The organism is Micromonospora sp. WMMC273, assembly GCF_027460285.1.
Taxonomy (GTDB): domain Bacteria; phylum Actinomycetota; class Actinomycetes; order Mycobacteriales; family Micromonosporaceae; genus Micromonospora; species Micromonospora aurantiaca.
Window position 1 is genome coordinate 478,342 of record NZ_JAPZBE010000001.1, and the last position, 17,815, is coordinate 496,156.

20 protein-coding genes are annotated in these 17,815 nt (G+C 72.6%); 13 read left to right on the plus strand and 7 right to left on the minus strand.

Annotation, left to right across the window (positions count from 1 at the left end; all coding sequences use genetic code 11):
• Positions 1-12 precede the first annotated feature (12 nt).
• The 4 genes from O7611_RS02430 (at position 13) to O7611_RS02445 (ending at position 4,075) form a co-directional block, all read left to right on the plus strand.
• On the plus strand, positions 13-924 hold the full coding sequence (locus O7611_RS02430) for a hypothetical protein (protein WP_269696129.1): 912 nt from the start codon (positions 13-15) through the stop codon (positions 922-924).
• On the plus strand, positions 915-2,018 hold the full coding sequence (locus tag O7611_RS02435) for an IS30 family transposase (protein ID WP_194803567.1): 1,104 nt from the start codon (positions 915-917) through the stop codon (positions 2,016-2,018). The genes O7611_RS02430 and O7611_RS02435 overlap by 10 nt, the downstream gene beginning before the upstream one ends.
• A 94-nt stretch (positions 2,019-2,112) precedes the next feature.
• Positions 2,113-3,273 carry a geranylgeranyl reductase family protein gene (locus O7611_RS02440; protein WP_269696130.1) on the plus strand — a complete coding sequence of 387 codons (1,161 nt, stop codon included), beginning with the start codon at positions 2,113-2,115 and terminating at the stop codon, positions 3,271-3,273.
• Between the two features lie 31 nt (positions 3,274-3,304).
• A complete protein-coding gene (locus O7611_RS02445; protein ID WP_194798586.1) occupies positions 3,305-4,075 on the plus strand; it encodes an isoprenyl transferase in 771 nt (256 codons plus the stop codon).
• A 151-nt stretch (positions 4,076-4,226) separates the two neighbouring features.
• On the opposite strand, the gene otsB is transcribed toward O7611_RS02445, so the two are convergent.
• From otsB to O7611_RS02460, 3 genes are all read right to left on the minus strand, one after another.
• The gene (otsB, locus tag O7611_RS02450) at positions 4,227-5,051 is read right to left on the minus strand and encodes a trehalose-phosphatase (RefSeq protein ID WP_194798585.1); all 825 of its coding nucleotides are present in this window, start codon (positions 5,049-5,051) and stop codon (positions 4,227-4,229) included.
• A 69-nt stretch (positions 5,052-5,120) separates the two neighbouring features.
• Positions 5,121-5,474, minus strand: a complete 354-nt coding sequence (locus O7611_RS02455; protein WP_013284062.1) for a hypothetical protein — start codon at positions 5,472-5,474, stop codon at positions 5,121-5,123.
• A 163-nt stretch (positions 5,475-5,637) separates the two neighbouring features.
• Complete coding sequence (locus tag O7611_RS02460; RefSeq protein WP_194798584.1) at positions 5,638-6,078, minus strand: helix-turn-helix domain-containing protein; 441 nt, start codon at positions 6,076-6,078, stop codon at positions 5,638-5,640.
• A gap of 264 nt (positions 6,079-6,342) precedes the next feature.
• On the opposite strand from O7611_RS02460, the gene O7611_RS02465 reads away from it, so the two are divergent.
• From O7611_RS02465 to O7611_RS02490, 6 genes are all read left to right on the plus strand, one after another.
• Positions 6,343-6,684, plus strand: coding sequence for a hypothetical protein (locus O7611_RS02465; protein ID WP_013284064.1), 342 nt, complete (start codon positions 6,343-6,345; stop codon positions 6,682-6,684).
• On the plus strand, positions 6,681-7,106 hold the full coding sequence (locus O7611_RS02470) for a hypothetical protein (RefSeq protein WP_194798583.1): 426 nt from the start codon (positions 6,681-6,683) through the stop codon (positions 7,104-7,106). The genes O7611_RS02465 and O7611_RS02470 overlap by 4 nt, the downstream gene beginning before the upstream one ends.
• 317 nt (positions 7,107-7,423) lie before the next feature.
• Positions 7,424-8,830, plus strand: coding sequence for a PhoH family protein (locus O7611_RS02475; protein WP_194798582.1), 1,407 nt, complete (start codon positions 7,424-7,426; stop codon positions 8,828-8,830).
• 232 nt (positions 8,831-9,062) lie between these two features.
• Complete coding sequence (locus O7611_RS02480; protein WP_269696131.1) at positions 9,063-9,752, plus strand: transglycosylase SLT domain-containing protein; 690 nt, start codon at positions 9,063-9,065, stop codon at positions 9,750-9,752.
• Between the two features lie 101 nt (positions 9,753-9,853).
• Positions 9,854-10,510 carry a rhomboid family intramembrane serine protease gene (locus tag O7611_RS02485; RefSeq protein ID WP_013284068.1) on the plus strand — a complete coding sequence of 219 codons (657 nt, stop codon included), beginning with the start codon at positions 9,854-9,856 and terminating at the stop codon, positions 10,508-10,510.
• Between the two features lie 105 nt (positions 10,511-10,615).
• Complete coding sequence (locus O7611_RS02490) at positions 10,616-11,584, plus strand: NAD(P)/FAD-dependent oxidoreductase (protein WP_194798580.1); 969 nt, start codon at positions 10,616-10,618, stop codon at positions 11,582-11,584.
• Between the two features lie 12 nt (positions 11,585-11,596).
• On the opposite strand, the gene O7611_RS02495 is transcribed toward O7611_RS02490, so the two are convergent.
• Positions 11,597-12,283: a TetR/AcrR family transcriptional regulator gene (locus O7611_RS02495; protein ID WP_194798579.1), complete on the minus strand. Its 687-nt coding sequence runs from the start codon at positions 12,281-12,283 to the stop codon at positions 11,597-11,599.
• A gap of 140 nt (positions 12,284-12,423) precedes the next feature.
• Here O7611_RS02495 and O7611_RS02500 point away from each other — a divergent pair, with 140 nt between their 5' ends.
• Complete coding sequence (locus O7611_RS02500; RefSeq protein ID WP_269696132.1) at positions 12,424-13,362, plus strand: NAD-dependent epimerase/dehydratase family protein; 939 nt, start codon at positions 12,424-12,426, stop codon at positions 13,360-13,362.
• Between the two features lie 100 nt (positions 13,363-13,462).
• On the opposite strand, the gene glpX is transcribed toward O7611_RS02500, so the two are convergent.
• Complete coding sequence (gene glpX, locus O7611_RS02505) at positions 13,463-14,494, minus strand: class II fructose-bisphosphatase (RefSeq protein WP_194798577.1); 1,032 nt, start codon at positions 14,492-14,494, stop codon at positions 13,463-13,465.
• A gap of 147 nt (positions 14,495-14,641) precedes the next feature.
• Here glpX and O7611_RS02510 point away from each other — a divergent pair, with 147 nt between their 5' ends.
• Both O7611_RS02510 and O7611_RS02515 read left to right on the plus strand, forming a co-directional pair.
• Positions 14,642-15,334, plus strand: coding sequence for a DUF4245 domain-containing protein (locus O7611_RS02510; RefSeq protein WP_194798576.1), 693 nt, complete (start codon positions 14,642-14,644; stop codon positions 15,332-15,334).
• A gap of 92 nt (positions 15,335-15,426) precedes the next feature.
• Positions 15,427-16,266, plus strand: coding sequence for a hypothetical protein (locus O7611_RS02515; protein ID WP_194798575.1), 840 nt, complete (start codon positions 15,427-15,429; stop codon positions 16,264-16,266).
• A gap of 40 nt (positions 16,267-16,306) precedes the next feature.
• On the opposite strand, the gene O7611_RS02520 is transcribed toward O7611_RS02515, so the two are convergent.
• Together O7611_RS02520 and xseA are read right to left on the minus strand one after the other, a co-directional pair.
• Positions 16,307-16,519: an exodeoxyribonuclease VII small subunit gene (locus tag O7611_RS02520; RefSeq protein ID WP_194798574.1), complete on the minus strand. Its 213-nt coding sequence runs from the start codon at positions 16,517-16,519 to the stop codon at positions 16,307-16,309.
• A 13-nt stretch (positions 16,520-16,532) separates the two neighbouring features.
• Positions 16,533-17,789, minus strand: a complete 1,257-nt coding sequence (gene xseA / locus O7611_RS02525) for an exodeoxyribonuclease VII large subunit (RefSeq protein WP_269696133.1) — start codon at positions 17,787-17,789, stop codon at positions 16,533-16,535.
• Positions 17,790-17,815: the final 26 nt, after the last annotated feature.

Sequence of the window (17,815 nt, forward strand, 5' to 3'; positions counted from 1 at the left end):
ACATCGGATGCCATGAGGACGGCCGCTGAACCTGTCGAGGTCCGGCGGCCGTCCGCCGTCCGGGCGCTCACCACGCTGCTCGCCGTGACCGCGGCGGCCACCGTGGTGGTCGAGCTGCTCAACTACTGGTACGCCCCGGAGCAGGAGTTCGGTCTGGCCGTACGCACCGGCTGGGCGATGCTCCGGTCGCTCGGCTTCCTGCTGCTGATCGGCCACGTGAACAAGGGACGGGTGGGGGCCCGGCCGTTCGGGCTGATCCTGGCGGTGACCACGATCTTCGCGGTCGGGCGGCTGATCGTGCCCCGGCAAGGGGTGCCCGCGCTGCCCGGCCTGGTCGGGTTCGCCGTGCTCACCGCGCTCTGCGTCGCCGTCGTGGTGCTGCTCTACCGCTCCGAGACGATCCGCGCGCACCTGGTCCGGCACCGCAAGGGCCTGGTCGTCGAGGGCGGGACGATCGCCTGGCGGGAGGTGGCGCCGAAGCGCCCGCAGGCGAACGGCTGGCTGCTCACCGCCCGCGTCGCGGCGTTCACCTACAGTCCGCTGATGCTCGTGCCCGCGCTGGTGGCGACGGGTGCCGTGCTGGACGGGCGGCTGGCCGCCGTACCGGCATTGATCTTCTGGTTCGGCGCCGGCATCGCGGTCAGCTACGCCGTGCTGTTCTGTACCGCCTTCCTGCTGCGTGACAAGGCGTGGGCGCGGAAGGGCCTGGTGGCCGTCACGCTCGGCGTCCTCGCGATCGACCTGCCCCTGTGCTGGTGGCTGCTCGGCACCGACGGCCTGATCCGCGACGGCGCCCCCCTGGTCACCGCCGCCGCCCTCACCCTCTGGTCCCTCAACCGAGCCACCCGCACCCCACCCCACCCCGTCGATCATGAAGTTGACGGCGATTTCGATCTGGCGGTTTCTAGGCTTCAGTGCAACTGATCTTGGTTGGGCTGGAGGGGCTGGTGGCGAGGCCGGGTGTGATGACGTTCGGGCATCGGCAGGTGTTGGAGCATCTGTGGGGGTCGGGTCGGACGATCTCGCAGATCGCGGAGGTTCTCGGGGTGCCGGTGTGCACGGTGTCGCGGGAGGTGGCGCGGAACAACAGTGCGCGGCACGGGACGAAGAACCCGCTCGGGCGGTCACTGCCGTCCGGGCGGGCTCGGCGTCCGTATCGGTGGGGGTATCAGGCGCAGTGGGCGCAGCGGCGTTCTGACGGGGCCCGGCGGCGGCCGGTGGTCTCGAAGTTGGCGGCGGGCACGCGGCTGCGGCAGGTGGTGGCGGGGAAACTGGCGCGTAGGTGGTCTCCGAAGCAGATCGCCGCGTGGTTGCGGGCCACGTTCGCCGACCGGCCGGAGTTGCAGGTGTCCCACGAGACGATCTACCAGGCGATCTATGTGCAGTCGCGGGGCAGCCTGCGGGCGGAGTTGACCCGGCAGGTGGCGCTGCGCTCGGGTCGCACCCAGCGGCGCCCGCAGTCGCGGGCCGCGGGTGCCGCCCGTAGTCGGCGGCCCTGGATCGGGGACCTGCGGATCAGTAACCGGCCGGCTGAGGCTGCCGACCGGGCGGTGCCCGGGCACTGGGAAGGTGACCTGGTCATCGGCAAGGCCGGAGCCTCGGCGATCGTGACCCTGGTGGAACGGACCACCCGCTATGTGATGCTCGGCGCGCTGCCTCACGGCCGCGACAGCGAAGCCGTCATCGGTGTCCTCACCGCCCTGGCAGCCCGCATGCCGGCACACCTGCGCCGGTCGCTGACCTGGGACCAAGGCACGGAAATGGCCACCCACCCGGTGTTCACCGTCGCCACCGGCTGCCCGGTCTACTTCTGCGACCCCCACAGCCCCTGGCAACGCGGCACCAACGAGAACACCAACGGGCTCCTACGCCAGTACTTCCCCAAAAGCAGCTACGACTTCCGCGCCATCGACCAGCGCGGCCTGGACCACGTCGCCCACGAACTCAACACCCGGCCCCGCGAAACGCTGGGCTGGAACACCCCAGCCCAACGCCTCGCACAACTCATCACCACCTGACGATTGCACTCACCCCTTGACCCCGCCTCTCCGTTGATGCCGCCAACCTCATGATCGTCGCCCGGGGCGGGGCGCGGCGGGGCAGGATGAGGGGGTGTGGGACGTCGTGGTGGTGGGGGCGGGGCCCGCTGGGGCCGCCGCCGCGCTCGGCGCGCGGCGGGCCGGGGCGGCGCGGGTGCTGCTGCTCGACCGGTCCGACTTCCCCCGCGACAAGGCGTGCGGGGACGGCATCGCCGCGCACGCGCTGGACGTCCTCGCCGAGCTGGGCGTGACCGGCGCCGTCGACGGCTACGCACCGCTGCCCGCGCTGCGCCTCGTGGGGCCCGGTGGCGGCACCGTCGCCCGGACGCTGCCCCGGCCCGCGTACACGGTGCCCCGCAAGGTGTTCGACGCTCGCCTGGTCGCGGCGGCGGTGGCCGCCGGCGCGGAGTTGCGGCGGCACACCGTACGCCGGGTGGAGATCGCCGCCGACCGGGTGCTGCTCGACGGCGAGCTGCCCGCGCGGGCGGTGGTGGGCGCCGACGGCGCCGGATCGGTGGTACGGCGCGCGCTCGGCCACCCGGTCAACCCGGACCGGCACCTGGCGCTCGCCATCCGGGGCTACGCGCCCGCGCCGGCCGGGCCGCCGGAGCAGCTGATCGTGACGTCCGCGGCGCGCTGGCCCGCGTACGCCTGGGCCTTTCCGATCGGCGACGGTCGCGCGAACGTCGGGTACGGGGAGGTGTTGCGCGGCGAACCGCTCAGCCGCGCGCACCTGGTGGACCGGATGGCCGCGCTGCTCCCGGACGTCGACCCGGCCACGGTGACCGGGCTGCGGGCGCACCACCTGCCGCTGTCCACCCACCGGCCGGCGCCCGGCCGGGGGAGGGTGGTGCTGGCCGGGGACGCGCTGTCGCTGATCAACCCGTTCACCGGCGAGGGCATCTTCTACGCGCTGCGCTCCGGGGCGCTCGCCGGTGCGGCGGCGGCCGGCTCCCCGGCCGAGGCCGCCCGGGTGTACGCCGCCGCCCTGCGCGCCCGGCTCGGCACCCACCTGCGGCACAGCTCGGTGGCGGCGTGGCTGGCCCGGCGGCGCCGGGTGGTCGACGCGGTGGTCGGCGCGGCCCGGCGGGACGAGCGCGTCTATCGCACCGTCGTGGAGCTGGGACTCGGCGACGGCCGGCTCGACGCGCGCACCCTGATGGCGATCGGCGCGGACCTGCCGCGACCGTGCCGGACCGGCTCGCCCTCAGGTGATATGCCACCGAGACACTGATCTCTCCCGCGGGTCGCTACCCTGCAAGGTGATGACTCTGCGGAAACTCCTCTACTCCGTGTACGAGCGCCGGCTGACGGCGAAGCTCGCGGGCAAGCCCGTACCCGCACACGTCGGCGTGATGTGCGACGGCAACCGCAGATGGGCCCGGGAGATGGGCTTCGTCGACCCGAACGACGGCCACCGGATGGGCGCCGAGCGGATCAAGGAGCTGCTCCGCTGGTGCGACGCGGCCGGCGTCGGGCACGTCACACTCTGGTTGCTCTCCACCGACAACCTGTCCCGCCCGGCCGCCGAGCTGGACCCGCTGCTCCAGATCATCGAGGACCTCAGCACCGAGCTGGCCGAGGAGGGCAACCCCTGGCGGCTGCGGATGGTCGGCGCGCTCGACGTGCTGCCGGCGCAGCACGCCGCCGCGCTCAAGGCCGCCGAGGAACGCACCCGCGACCGCGACGGCGGGGCTCAGGTCAACATCGCGGTCGGGTACGGCGGGCGGCGCGAGATCGCCGACGCGGTCCGCTCGCTGCTGGTGGAGCACGCGGCGAACGGCGGCACGATCGAGGAGCTGGCCACCTCGATCAACGTCGACCACATCTCCGAGCACCTCTACACGAAGGGGCTGCCGGACCCGGATCTGATCATCCGGACCAGTGGCGAGCAGCGGCTCTCCGGCTTCATGCTCTGGCAGAGCGCGCACTCGGAGTTCTACTTCTGCGAGCTGAACTGGCCCGACTTCCGCAAGGTCGACTTCCTGCGGGCCCTGCGCTCCTACGCCACCCGCCAGCGCCGCTTCGGCACCTGACCCACCCTCGCCCCGGCCGCCCCGCCCCGCCCTCGCCCCGCGCGCCTCGGCGATCTTGCACTCTCGGCCCCGAAAGCGTGGCTTATGCCCCCTTTTCCGGGGCGGCAAGTGCAAGATCGCGGAGGAGAGACGGGCCCCGGGGCCCGGGGGGTCAGCGGAGGTGGGGCAGGGCTGAGGTGAGGAAGTCGGCCAGGGCGGCGGGGGAGTCCAGGGTCAGGTCGGCGGCGTCGGCCACCTCGTGACCGGTCTCCGGGTTGGCGACCGCGACGCAGACACCGAGGAAGTCGGGATCGGCGGCGGCGCGGGCACGCAGCGCGGCGAACGCCTTGATGTCGGAGACGTCGTCGCCGAAGTACCAGGCGCCACCGGCGTCCCGGACCGTCTCGCCGATCACCATGCCCTTGTCCCGGTCGACCGGAGGCTTGAGTTCCAGCACCATCCGGCCCGGCTGGGCGCGCAGCCCCAGCCGCTCGGCCTGGGCCCGGCCCCACTCCTGCACCAGGTCGCCGAGCTGCGGGGCGGTACGCCAGTGCAGCGCCACGGAGAGCCGTTTGAACTCGACGAGCGCGCCGGGCGGCAGTTCGGCGCGGGCCTGCTCGGCCAGCTCCGACATGGTCGGCACCCACGGCAGGGCGGCCGGCTCGGTGACCGTCTCGCCGCCGGAGTGGCTGTGCTCCAGGCCGTAGAGCCCGTACAGGTCGATGCCGGCGAGGCCGCCGAGGTGGTCGCGGAGGAAGTCCACCGGGCGTGCGGAGACGATGGCGATCCGGCGGACGTGCGGGGCGAGCGCCTCCAGTGCGGTGAGCACGTTGGGTGCGGGCCGTACGGCCGTGGGATCGTCGTCGACGGGCGCGAGGGTGCCGTCGAAGTCGAAGAAGAGGACGACGTCACCCGCGCGGGCGGCGGTCGCACGCCAGGCGTGCTCCGCGTTCAACGGGGTCTTCGGCTGCTGGTTGCCCAGATTCAACGGCGGCACGCGCGTCAGCGTACCCCGCGCCGGGCGGCGTATTCGTGGCCGAGATGTGACGTCGGAACGACGTGGTGATCAGCGTTCGGCGGCTCCTCGTCCCCGGCGACCGAACGGCACCACTGCTGCCTCCTGCCCGTGGCTGAGCAGGTAGCCCTCCACGAAGCCGGTGTTGCGGTCGCCGGTGTGCGCCTCGATCTCGTTGAGCCGCGCCACCAGGAACTCGGTGAGCGCGCTGACCCGGTCGTTTAGTCGATCGTGCAGCTCGGCGACGACGGCGAGGATCACCGCGGTGCCGGCTGTGGTGAGCGCGAAGAGGTTGACGACCAGGGGAAGCTGCCCGCCGTCCAGTACGCCGACCACCACGTTGCCGGTCACGCACGATGTCAGCGACACCACCGCGACCACGACTGCCAACCATTTCAGGGTCATGGACAGACCCCTCCTTCTGTCCCGCAGGGCTGGGTTCGGCTGTGTCCCGTCCCCCCGCCGATGACGAGCCCCTAGCAGTACAAACGTGGACGCTAGCGGGTCCGATCCGTCCCCGCGGCGAAACGATCGGGTCCGACCTTCCGTTCTTTCGCCATCTGAGGAACTACCCGGCCTGTTTACCCCTATTTCGGACACCGCCCGGCAGCGTCGGGCGATATGCGAGGTAACGAATGGTTTCTCGAATGTGGAACTTCTCCGCGTCGGAGACGTTCGGGTCGACCAGCCGGCGCAGCAGCGCCTCCACGTCCGGGTCCATCGGGGGCGGGGCCGGCGCGGTGCGCGGTCCGGCGGCCCGGTCCCAGCCGAGCGCGGTGAACGCGACGGCCGGATCGAGTCCCAGCCCTTCGCAGAAGGCGACGACGCGTTCCGCCTCCGGGTCGCTCGCCCAGTCGCCGCGTACCCATCGGTTGATGGTCTGGCGGGAGACGCCGGTGCGCCGGGAGACCTCGGTGCCGCTCCAGGCCCGCAGCGCGCGGGCGTCGTCGAGCGCGCGCCGGACGAAGGTGGCGAACGCGATCTTCCGTGCGTTGGTCGTCTCGGTCACCCCGTGACGGTACGGCCAGTCGGTCCCGGGAGGGCGGCTCGGCACGCTGCTGTCACGCCGACGTGACGTCGGTGGCGGATTTCCGGTAAACGATCCAGTGCTGCTCCTGAGGGGTGTCACCCGGGCAGAATAGATGGACGCCAGTACGGCGGCAAAGGCCTGAAAAGCTGATACTGTCACGCTCATGAGACAACTTACGGTGTGTCACGTGCTTGAGACGACGAGTGCTCACATGCGTCACTCCGCGGGTGCCGAGGGGGTCTCGTGACCGAGCTCGCGACCCGTGCCCAGGCCTTCGGGCTGATCGCGGACGGAGTGTCCGCCGGGCTGAGCGCCCCCTGGCGTCTCTATCTCGCCCGCGGGTGCCGGTACCTCTCGCTCAGCGTCGGCGACCGGGGGGAGTGGGACGCCTGGCGTACCCACCTCGGCTGCCCCGAGCTGAGCGTGCGGGTCTACGACTCCGGCGGTGAGATCCGCCGGGCGTCGGTGGCCGAGGTGATCCTCGACGGATGCCGGATCAGCGTCGAGCTGGTCGAGGAGGTCAGCACCGACGACCTGGAACGGCTGCTGGTGGTCGACCCGCTCCCCGGGGCGGACGAGCGATGACCCCCTTTCTCGCCGTGGTGCTCGTCCTCGTGCTCGGCTCCACCTGCTACGCGGCCGGCCGCCTGCACGGCCAGCTCAGCTACCGCATCGGCTACCGGTTCGGTTACCGCCAGGGCTACTTCGACGGTGACCGGGGCGCCTGGAACCGCCGCCGGCGCGACGCCCAGGCGGCCATCGCCTCCGCGTTGTCCGGTCCCAGTCCCACGGTGGTGACGTCGGCCGGCCGCTCGGCCGTGCCGTTCGCCGGCACCTCCGTACCCGCGGCGGTCGCCGCCCGGCCCGGCTCCGCTCCGGCCGTCCGCGTCACCGCCACCGCCCAGTTCGGCGGCGTCGGGCGGGTGGGCACCACGTACACCGGATCGTCGTTCGGCGCGGCCGGCGCCGGACCGCGGGCCGGGACGCTGGTGCGCCGCCAGGGCTGAGGCCCGCGCCGCGTCGCGGCGCCGCAGTGGACGACCGGCCGGGGTGCGCGCAGGGGGCATGCATCCCGGCCGGTTCCGGTCCGCCGGTCACTCGAACGGGTGTACGTCAGGCGAAGACCGGACGATGATCCACGCGCGCCTCTAGCCCCGCGGCCCCGGTGCGATTAGCGTCTAGGCATGGCACGGGGTTTTCCCGGGCCAGCCGGACAGCCCGGACCTGCGTCCTCGCGCACGGGGCCCGCATCCGACCCCGTGTCCTCCGGGCACCGGAAGAGGCGGAACTCGGGTGGCCGGGTGCCCATCCGCGGAGCAGGCCTGTGACCACTCGCCGTACCCCCGCCGGAGCCGAGCAGACCCCGGCCTCGACCGCCCCGACCCGCCGGACCACCCGCAGCCGCCGCGGCGCCGCCGCCGAGGCCGAGGAGCCCCGACCAGCCGGCCCGGCCTTCGTCCTGGACACCTCGGTCCTGCTGTCCGACCCGGCCGCCTTCCACCGCTTCGCCGAGCACGAGGTGGTGCTGCCGCTGGTGGTGATCTCCGAGCTGGAGGGCAAGCGACACCACCCCGAGCTGGGCTGGTTCGCCCGCCAGTCGCTGCGCATGCTGGACGAGCTGCGGGTGCGGCACGGCCGGCTGGACCGCCCGGTGCCCGCCAACGATCAGGGCGGCACGCTGCGGGTGGAGCTGAACCACACCGACGACGGGGTGCTGCCGCCCGGCTTCCGCAACGAGTCGAACGACGCGCGCATCCTTTCCGTGGCGCTCAACCTGGCCGCCGAGGGGCGTGAGGTCACGCTCGTCAGCAAGGACATGCCGCTGCGGGTGAAGGCGGCCTCGGTGGGCCTGCGCGCCGACGAGTACCGGCACGGCCAGGCCAGCGATCCGACCTGGACCGGGATGGCCGAGCTGGACCTGGCCGAGGAGGAGATCGGCCGGCTGTACGCGGGCGAGGCGCTCGACGTCGACGCGGCGGCGGGCCTGCCCTGCCACACCGGCCTGGTGCTGCACTCGGGGCGGGGCTCGGCGCTGGGACGGGTGCTGCCGGACAAGACGATCCGGCTGGTCCGGGGCGACCGGGAGGCGTTCGGCGTGCACGGGCGCTCGGCGGAGCAGCGGATCGCACTCGACCTGCTGCTGGACGAGTCCATCGGCATCGTGTCGCTCGGCGGGCGGGCCGGCACCGGCAAGTCCGCGCTGGCGCTCTGCGCCGGCCTGGAGGCGGTGATGGAGCGTCGCCGGCACAAGAAGGTGATCGTGTTCCGTCCCCTGTACGCGGTCGGCGGCCAGGAACTCGGCTACCTGCCCGGGTCGGAGTCGGAGAAGATGTCGCCGTGGGCGCAGGCCGTCTTCGACACGCTCGGCTCGGTGGTGCACGAGAACGTGCTGGAGGAGGTCACCTCGCGCGGGCTGCTGGAGGTGCTGCCGCTGACCCACATCCGCGGCCGGAGCCTGCACGACGCGTTCGTCATCGTGGACGAGGCGCAGTCGCTGGAGCGGGGCGTCCTGCTCACCGTGCTGTCCCGGATCGGTCAGGGGTCGCGGGTGGTGCTCACCCACGACGTGGCCCAGCGGGACAATCTGCGGGTCGGCCGGCACGACGGGGTGACGGCGGTGATCGAGGCGCTGAAGGGGCATCCCCTCTTCGCGCACGTCACCCTCAGCCGATCGGAGCGTTCTCCGATCGCCGCTATGGTCACCGATCTGTTGGAGGACATCCCCGGCTGACTGCCGCTTTTGCCCCACTTTGTCCGCATTTTAAGGGTGACGCAGATCACTTTTAGGCCCGGCCATTTCCCACCGGCCTCACTGTGCGCAATGGTGTCCATCGAGCGTCACCTACCACTCGGGAGCCGGACACGGCCCGAAGTCACACCGGTACCGGTGCGCTCACGGCACCGGCGTGACCCGACCCGGCCATGCGCGTGCCGTGTCCCTGCCCCCGACGAAGGGAAACTTCGTGAGTCGGCTCTGGAGCCGGTTCGGCGCCCGTACGGCCGCTGTCGCGCTGCTCTCCGTGGGCGTCGCCGGCGGCTTCTATCTGGGTGAGGATCGACAGACCCAGCAGCAGGGCCTGACCGCGCAGGTCGGCCTGGAGGTCGACCAGGCGGAGTACGCGTACCAGCGCGACCGGCTGTCCGACCACCGCGTGGACTCGTCCCGGCAGCGGGCCGCCGAGTACCAGGCGAAGCTGCGTGCCGCCGCGGCGGCGAAGGAGGCCGCCGAGCGGGCCAGGAAGGCCGAGGCGGCCGCCGCCACCCGCAAGAAGGAGCGGGCCGCGGCCGAGGAGGAGGCGGAAGCCAAGGTCAAGCCGTACAACGGCCCGATCCCGTCCTCGTGCGCGGAGTACAGCGGCAACCGGAAGATCGGTTGCGCCGTCATGCTCGACAAGGGCTTCGGCATCGACCAGTTCCCCTGTCTGGACAAGCTCTGGACCAAGGAGAGCGGCTGGAACCCGAAGGCTTCCAACAGCTCGTCCGGGGCGTACGGGATCCCGCAGGCCGTGCCGGGCAGCAAGATGGCCTCGGTGGCCGACGACTGGAAGACCAACCCGGCGACCCAGATCACGTGGGGGCTCGGCTACATCAAGGGCCGGTACGACACCCCCTGCGGCGCCTGGCAGAAGTCACAGAGTTCGGGCTGGTACTGACATCACGACGGCGGCGGGACACGCGGGGAGACCCGGTGTCCCGCCGTCGTCGTACCGGCCCCGACTGGCGGCCTGCCGCTTTTGCTGATAGCTCTTGGTAGGTGACCTGGCACGGCGGCCCCAGCGGCGACCCCTACCGGTTCGGCACCGACGCGTTCTACGCGGCGCTCGGCCGGGCCTTCGTCGCCATGTGCGCGGTCGTGCCGGTGCTGTTCCTCATCGAGGCGCTCGACGTCGGCCTGCGACTCGGCCTGGACTACACCGCCGGCATCATCCCGCAGCGGCTCCAGGGCCTGGACGGCGTCTTCTTCTCACCGTTCCTGCACGCCGGCTGGAACCACCTCTACAGCAACAGCATCCCGCTGATCCTGCTCGGCACGTTCGTGCTCGCCGCGGGCACCCGCCGGTTCCTCTGGTCCACCGCCGTCATCATCCTGGTCAGCGGCCTGGGCGTCTGGTTCACCGGCTCACCCAACTCGGTGGTGGTCGGCGCCAGCGGCGTCATCTTCGGCTACCTCGGCATCCTGCTCACCCGGGGCGTGGTGGAGCGGAGCTGGTGGAACTTCGCCGTCGGCCTGCTGGTCGGGTTGCTCTACGGCTGGCAGCTGCTCGGCATCCTGCCCACCGACGAGCGCATCTCCTGGCAGGGCCACCTGTTCGGGCTGCTCGGCGGCGTGGTCGCGGCGATCCTGTTCCGCCGCCGCAACGACACCGGCGAATCCGACCGCCTCGGCTCACCCAGGATGACGCTGCCCTGACGGCGCGTTGATCGAAGCGCGGGACATGCTTGCCCGGGGCCACCCGCCCGCCTACCGTTTCGGCATCAGCACGGGGTGATCCGAAGCGGAAAGTGACGGTACGCCATGCGCGAGGTCGATGTCGCCGTGATCGGGGCCGGTCCCGCCGGGCTCTTCGCCGCCTACTACGCCGGTTTCCGCGGACTCTCCGTGTCGGTGATCGACGCGCTGCCCGAGCCGGGCGGCCAGGTCACCGCGATGTACCCGGAGAAGCTGATCCTCGACGTCGCCGGCTTCCCCGCGATCAAGGGCCGTGAGCTGGTCACGAACCTGGTCGCCCAGGCCGCGCCGTTCCACCCCGACTACCGGCTCGGCGTACGCGCGGAGAAGCTGTCCTACCTCGACGGCCGGCCGGTGCTCGGCCTCGCCGGCGGTGAGCAGCTCACCTGCGGCGCGGTGCTGGTCACCGGCGGGCTCGGCAGCTTCACGCCCCGGCCGCTGCCGGTCGCGGAGAGCTTCACCGGCGGCGGGATCGTCTACTTCGTGCCGCAGCCGGCCGAGCTGACCGACCGGCACGTGCTCATCGTCGGCGGCGGCGACTCGGCGTTCGACTGGGCCGCCACGCTCGCCCCGCTGGCCCGGTCGGTGACGCTGGTGCACCGGCGGGACCGCTTCCGGGCGCACGCCGCCACCATCGAGCGTGTCCGCGCGCTGCCGGTGCGGATCGTGGTGAACGCCGAGGTGAGCCGGCTGTACGGCGAGGAGACGGTCACCGGCGCCGAGCTGACCGTACGCGGCGGCGAGGTGGAGACGCTGCCGGTGGACACCGTGGTGGCCGCGCTGGGCTTCACCGCCGACCTCGGCCCGCTCGCCGAGTGGGGGCTGAACCTCGACCGGCGGCACATCGTGGTGGACAGCGCGATGGCCACCAACCTGCCCCGGGTGTTCGCGGCCGGTGACATCACCGAGTACCCGGGCAAGGTCCGCCTGATCGCCACCGGCTTCGGCGAGGCCGCCACCGCCGTCAACAACGCGGCCGTCGTCATCGACCCGACCGCGCACCTGTTCCCCGGTCACTCCTCCGACGGCACCTGACGCCGATCGGCGTCAGGGCAGGCCGACCAGGTCCGCCATCAGGCCGATCTGGTGGTCGAAGTACTCGTCGCGGTGCGGTAGCGCCCGGTTGATCCGGCCGAACAGCTCGAAGCTGATCAGCCCGAACAGCTGGGTCCAGCCGGCCATGCCGCGGGCCAGCAGCGCGGGTGGCACGTCCATGCCGAGCAGCCCGACCAGTTCGGCCACGTCGCCGCGCAGCGGCTCGGGCAGTTCGTCGTCGGGCGGGGCGAGCCGGCCGGAGGCCAGGCCGTCGCGCAGGATGCCGACCAGGGTCACCGGAGGGCGCTGGGCCGGCGCGACCGTGTCGTCCGGGGCCGCGTACCCGGGCACCGGGCTGCCGTAGAGCAACGCGTACTCGGCGGGGTGGGCCAGCGCCCACGTACGGGCCGCCCGGCAGGCGGCGAGCCACCGTCCGCGCAGGTCGGCCTGGTCGGCGGCGGCGTCGGCCGCCTCCACCGCGTCGCCGAGCGCGTCGTACGCCTCCAGGATGAGCGCGGTGAGCAGGTCGTCGCGGCTGGGGAAGTAGCGGTAGATCGCCGAGGAGACCATGCCGAGGTCGCGGGCCACCGCGCGCAGGGAGAGGTTCGCGCCGTCGGTGTCCAGGTGGCGGCGGGCGACCGTCTTGATCTCTTCGATCATCCCGGCGCGGACCCGGGCGCGGAGCGAGGGAGCGACCATGCCGTCACTCTGCCACGGATGAGAGCAGCAATCAAAAGAGAGAGCACTGCTCTTGACGTGGGCTGCTCGCATGAGTCATGCTCTGTTTCGAGAGCGGTGCTCTCGCTTCGAACAACTGCTTCAGTGAAGGTGGACCTGTCATGGCACTGCACGTGATCGTCGGCGCCGGCCCCGTCGGCACCGCCACCGCCCGCCTCCTCGCCGAGCGCGGCGAGCGCGTGCGCGTGGTCACCCGGCGCGGCACCGGCCCCGAGCACCAGGCGATCGAGCGGGTGGCCGCCGACGCCGCCGACGCGGACCGGCTCGCCGCGCTCACCGAAGGCGCTGACGCGCTCTACAACTGCGCCAACCCGGAGTACCACAGGTGGCGGACGGACTGGCCGCCGCTCGCAGCCGCCCTGCTCACCGCCGTCGAGCGCAGCGGCGCCGTGCTCACCACAGTCGGCAACCTTTACGGGTACGGCCCGGTCGACGCCCCGATGACCGAGGCCACCCCGCTCGCCGCCACCGGCGTCAAGGGCCGGGTCCGCAACCGGATGTGGGCCGACGCCCTGGCTGCCCACCGCGCCGGCCGGGCCCGGGTCACCGAGGTACGCGGCTCCGACTACATCGGCCTCGGCGGCAACTCGCTGCCGATGATGGTGCTGCCCAAGGTGCTCGCCGGGCAGCGGGTGTTCCTGCCGGTCGCCTGGGACGCCCCGCACACCTGGACGTACGTGGGAGACGTCGCCCGTACCCTCGTCGCCGCCGCCACCGACCCGCGGGCCTGGGGACGAGCCTGGCACGTGCCGAGCGCGCCCCCGATGTCCATGCGGGCGCTCGCCGACCGGGCGGCGAAGCGGGCCGGGGCGCCGGCACCCCGGCTGATCCGAATGCCCTACCCGGTGCTCTGGCTCGGTGGCCTGGCCGACCCGTTCGCCCGGGAGCTGCGGGAGACGGCGCACCAGTTCGCCGGGCCGTTCGTGATGGACTCCACCGCCGCGAGCGAGACGTTCGGGATCGAGGGGACGCCGCTGGACCGGGTGGTCGACGAGATGGTCACCGGCCTGCGGGCCGCCGCACCCGCCGCCGCCCGTTAGGGGCGGCGGGCCGGGCCGAGGGCGGCGACGAGCACCGCGACCAGGGTCAGCGCCGCGGTGGCCAACCCGACACCGTCGCCCGGTCGACAGCGTGTCCGGCTCACTCCTGCTCGGCCAGCGGGCGTCCGTCGAAGTCGACAGCCGAGTAGAGGGCGAGCTTCTCCAGGCGGTGGTACGAGTCGATCACCCGGATCGTGCCGCTCTTGGAGCGCATCACGATCGACTGGGTGTACGCGCCACCGGAGCGGTACCGCACGCCGCGCAGGAGGTCACCGGAGGTGACACCGGTGGCCACGAAGAAGCAGTTGTCGCCGGTGACCAGGTCGTCGGTGAACAGCACCCGGTCCAGGTCGTGCCCGGCGTCCAGCGCCTTGCGGCGCTCCTCGGCGTCCTTCGGCCAGAGCTTGGCCTGCATCATGCCGCCCATGCACTTGAGCGCGCACGCCGCGGTGATGCCCTCCGGGGTGCCGCCGATGCCCATCAGCACGTCCACGTCCGACTCGCCGCGGGCCGCCGCGATGGCGCCGGCGATGTCGCCGTCGGAGATGAACCGGATCCCCGCGCCGGTACGCCGGATCTGCTTGACCAGGTCGTCGTGGCGCGACCGGTCCAGCACGCACACGGTCACCTCGGCGGCGTCGGTGCCCTTGACCTTGGCGATCCGGTTGATGTTCTCGGCCACCCCGGCGTTGATGTCCACCACGTCGGCGTACATCGGGCCGACCGCCAGCTTCTCCATGTAGAAGACCGCGCTCGGGTCGAACATCGCGCCGCGCTCGGCCACCGCGAGCACCGCCAGCGCGTTCGGCATGCCCTTGCTCATCAGCGTGGTGCCGTCGATCGGGTCGACCGCCACGTCCACCTCGGGGCCGGTCCCGTCGCCGACCTCCTCGCCGTTGAACAGCATCGGGGCGTTGTCCTTCTCGCCCTCACCGATCACCACGACGCCGCGCATCGGGATCGAGTTGATCAGCTTTCGCATGGCGTCGACAGCTGCGCCGTCGCCGCCTTCCTTGTCGCCCCGGCCGACCCAGCGGCCGGCGGCCATCGCCGCGGCCTCGGTCACCCGGACCAGATCGAGGGCGAGGTTGCGGTCGAGATCCTGGGGCGTCCGCGTCCTGGTGGTTGTCATGGCGGCCTCCTCGCGACGTTGCGGGGTGGGACCGGCGGCCACCGCCGCCGGTTTTGTCGCTGATCCTCACACGATCTCAGGTTCGCCGTCCCGGCGGGGCGGAGGAGGCCAGGATCACGTCCCCCGGTGGGCTGCGACAATGGCCCGGTGGAAGCCGCACAGCCTGCCGACCGCACACCGACCGACGCCACCCCGCCGGACGGCCAGCCGCCGGTCCGACCGGACGGCGGCCCGGCCCCGTCCGAGGGGCAGCCCGCGCTGGTCGAGCCGGCTGCCGCGGCCGGCGAGCCCGCGCCCGCCGAGCCCGTGGTCGCCCCGGCGGCGGGCAAGGCCCGGTCCGAGCGGTCGCCGAAGGACATGGCGCTGTCCCTGCTGATCCTGCTGGTCCCGATCGCGCTGCTGCTCGCCTTCTACCGGGGCTTCCTCGGGGGCGACTCGCCGGTCACCGTCGACCCGGCGCCCGCGCTGGAGCAGGCCCGCTCCGCGAACGCCTTCCCGGTCAGCGAGCCGACCGGTCTGGGCGACGACTGGCGTACGGTCAACGCCCGATTCCGGACCGAGCCGGACGGCTCGACGCTGCGGATCGGATACGTGACCCCGGAGGGCCGGGGCGCGCAGCTCGTGGAGAGCAACGTCCCGGCGGAGAAGCTGCTGCCGGCCGAGCTGACCGAGGGGCAGCCGCAGGGCGCTGCCGACCTGCCCGGCGGGCTGAGCTGGCAGCGCTACACGGCACGCGGCAACGAGCAGGCGCTCGTCCTGCTGGAGCCGAACCGCACCGTGATCGTGGTCGGTGACGCGGGCGAGACGGAGCTGCGCAAGCTCGCCACGTCGCTGCGCTGACATCCTCCCTCCGGGTGAGGCGGGATTGCGGATCCCCGCTTCCGGGAACAGAAGGGACATCGAGCCCGGACGACCCACCTGGAGAGGTTGACGTGAAGATACGACGCTTCAGCGCCACCGCGTTCGCCGCGGCGCTGCTCATTCCCGGCCTGGCGGCCTGCAACGGCAACGGGACGACGTCCGACGCCTCCGCGACCCCGAGCGCCTCCGGCAGCGTCGCACCGAGCGCCACGGCGTCCAGCAGCGCGGCCAAGCAGGCCCTGCTCGACTCCACGAACGCGATCCGCGAGGGGAACTTCAAGTTCTCCATGACCGGCGCGGGCTCCACCGCCGAAGGGCAGGTGCACGAGCCGAGCCAGAGCGCCGACATGCGGATGACCATCGGCGACCCGTCGTCAGACCTGATGATGAAGCTCGACCTCATCCACGCGAAGCCGGACAGCTGGGTCAAGCTGGAACTCGGTGGCACCGCCGCCGCGCAGATCCCCGGCGTGAAGAACCTCAACACCGGCAAGTACCACCACCTCGACCAGAACCGGATCAAGGGCAACCGGGCGCTGGGCTTCGACTTCGAGAAGCTCGACCCGGCCGGCAGCGCCGTCCTCACCCAGGGCATCACCGAGGTACGGCAGACCGGCGAGGGCGCGTACGAGGGCACCGTCGACGTGTCGAAGGCCGCCGAGGCGGGTTCGCTCGACCCGGCCGTGATCACCGCGCTCGGGGCGCAGGCCCAGTCGGTGCCGTTCACCGCCAAGGTCGACACGCAGGGGCGGCTCAGCGAGATGGTGCTCAAGATCCCGGCCGCCGGCCAGAGCGCCGCGCAGGACCTGAAGATCACCTACACCGACTACGGCAACGCGGCCCCGGCCCAGAAGCCCTCGGCCGACCAGGTCGTCGAGGCGCCCTCCGAGCTGTACAACCTGTTCAACTGAGGTCCGCGGTGGGGTTCGGCGAGCGCGCCGGACCCCACCGTCAGTCCTCGGCGCGCTGGCGGGCGGCGTCGATGCGGGCGCGCGCGCCGTCCAGCCAGCGCTGACACACCCCGGCGAGCTGCTCGCCGCGCTCCCAGAGAGCCAGCGACTCCTCCAGCGAGGTGCCGCCCGCCTCCAGCTTCTCCACCACCGAGGCCAGCTCGGCGCGGGCCTGCTCGTAGCTGAGCTGTTCGTCCTGCTTCCTGCCGGTCATCGTCTCTCTTCCCTCAGCCGTCGACGGTCGCGGTCAGCTCGCCCTCGGCGAGGCGTACCCGCAGTGGATCGCCCTTGTCGACCTCGGAGGCCGCGCGGACGACGTGGCCGTCGGCGCGCTGCACGATCGCGTAGCCGCGCTCCAGCGTGGCGGCCGGGGACAGCGCGCGCAGCCGGGCCAGCGTGTGCCGCAGGTCGTCGGTGGCACCCCGCAGCCGGTGCTCCAGCGACCGGCCGGCGCGGTCGCGCAGCGCTGACACGTCCACCGCCCGCTGTTCGACCATCACCTGCGGCCGGGCCAGCACCGGGCGGGAGCGCAGCAGGTCGATCCGGTGCTGCTCCCGGTCGACCAGGTGACGAACGGCCCGTTCGAGCCGGGACCGGGCCTGGCCGATCAGCCGGACCTCCTCGGTCAGGTCCGGCACGATGCGCTTCGCCGCGTCGGTCGGGGTGGAGGCGCGCACGTCGGCGACGTAGTCGAGCAGCGGCGCGTCCGTCTCGTGGCCGATCGCGCTGACCACCGGTGTGCGGCAGGCGAAGACCGCCCGGCACAGCGCCTCGTCGGAGAAGGGCAGCAGATCCTCGATGCCGCCACCGCCCCGGGCGATGACGATCACGTCGACGGCCGGGTCGGCGTCGAGCACCTTGAGCGCGCCGACGATGTCGGGTACCGCGCTCGGCCCCTGCACCGCCACGTTGATCGTGCGGAAGTCGACGGCGGGCCAGCGGCGGCGGGCATTGGTCAGCACGTCCCGCTCGGCCGCCGAGGCGCGGCCGGTGATCAGGCCGACCCGGCCCGGCAGGAACGGCAGCCGCCGCTTGCGGGACCGGTCGAACAGGCCCTCGGCGGCGAGCAGCTTCTTGAGCTTCTCCAGCCGGGCCAGCAGCTCGCCGAGGCCGACCTGGCGGATCTCGTCGGCGCGCAGGCTGAGTGTGCCGCGCGCGGCGTAGAACTCCGGCTTGGCGTGCAGCACCACCCGGGCACCCTCGCGCAGCTCCGGCGCGCCCGCGTCCAGCACGTCGCGGTTGGTGGTGACGGTGAGGCTGAGATCGGCCGACGGGTCGCGCAGCGTGAGGAAGACGGTGCTCGCGCCGGGGCGGCGGCTGATCTGCGCCACCTGGCCGTCGACCCACACCCAGCCCAGGCGGGCGATCCAGGCGCCGACCTTCTGGCTGACCACCCGGACCGGCCAGGGCTCCTCGGCCGTGCTCCGTCCGTCCGGGCTGCTCCGCCCGTCCGGCGCCCCCCGGCCGTCCTCTCCCGCGCTCACCCGCCCACCCTACGGCCCGGGACCGA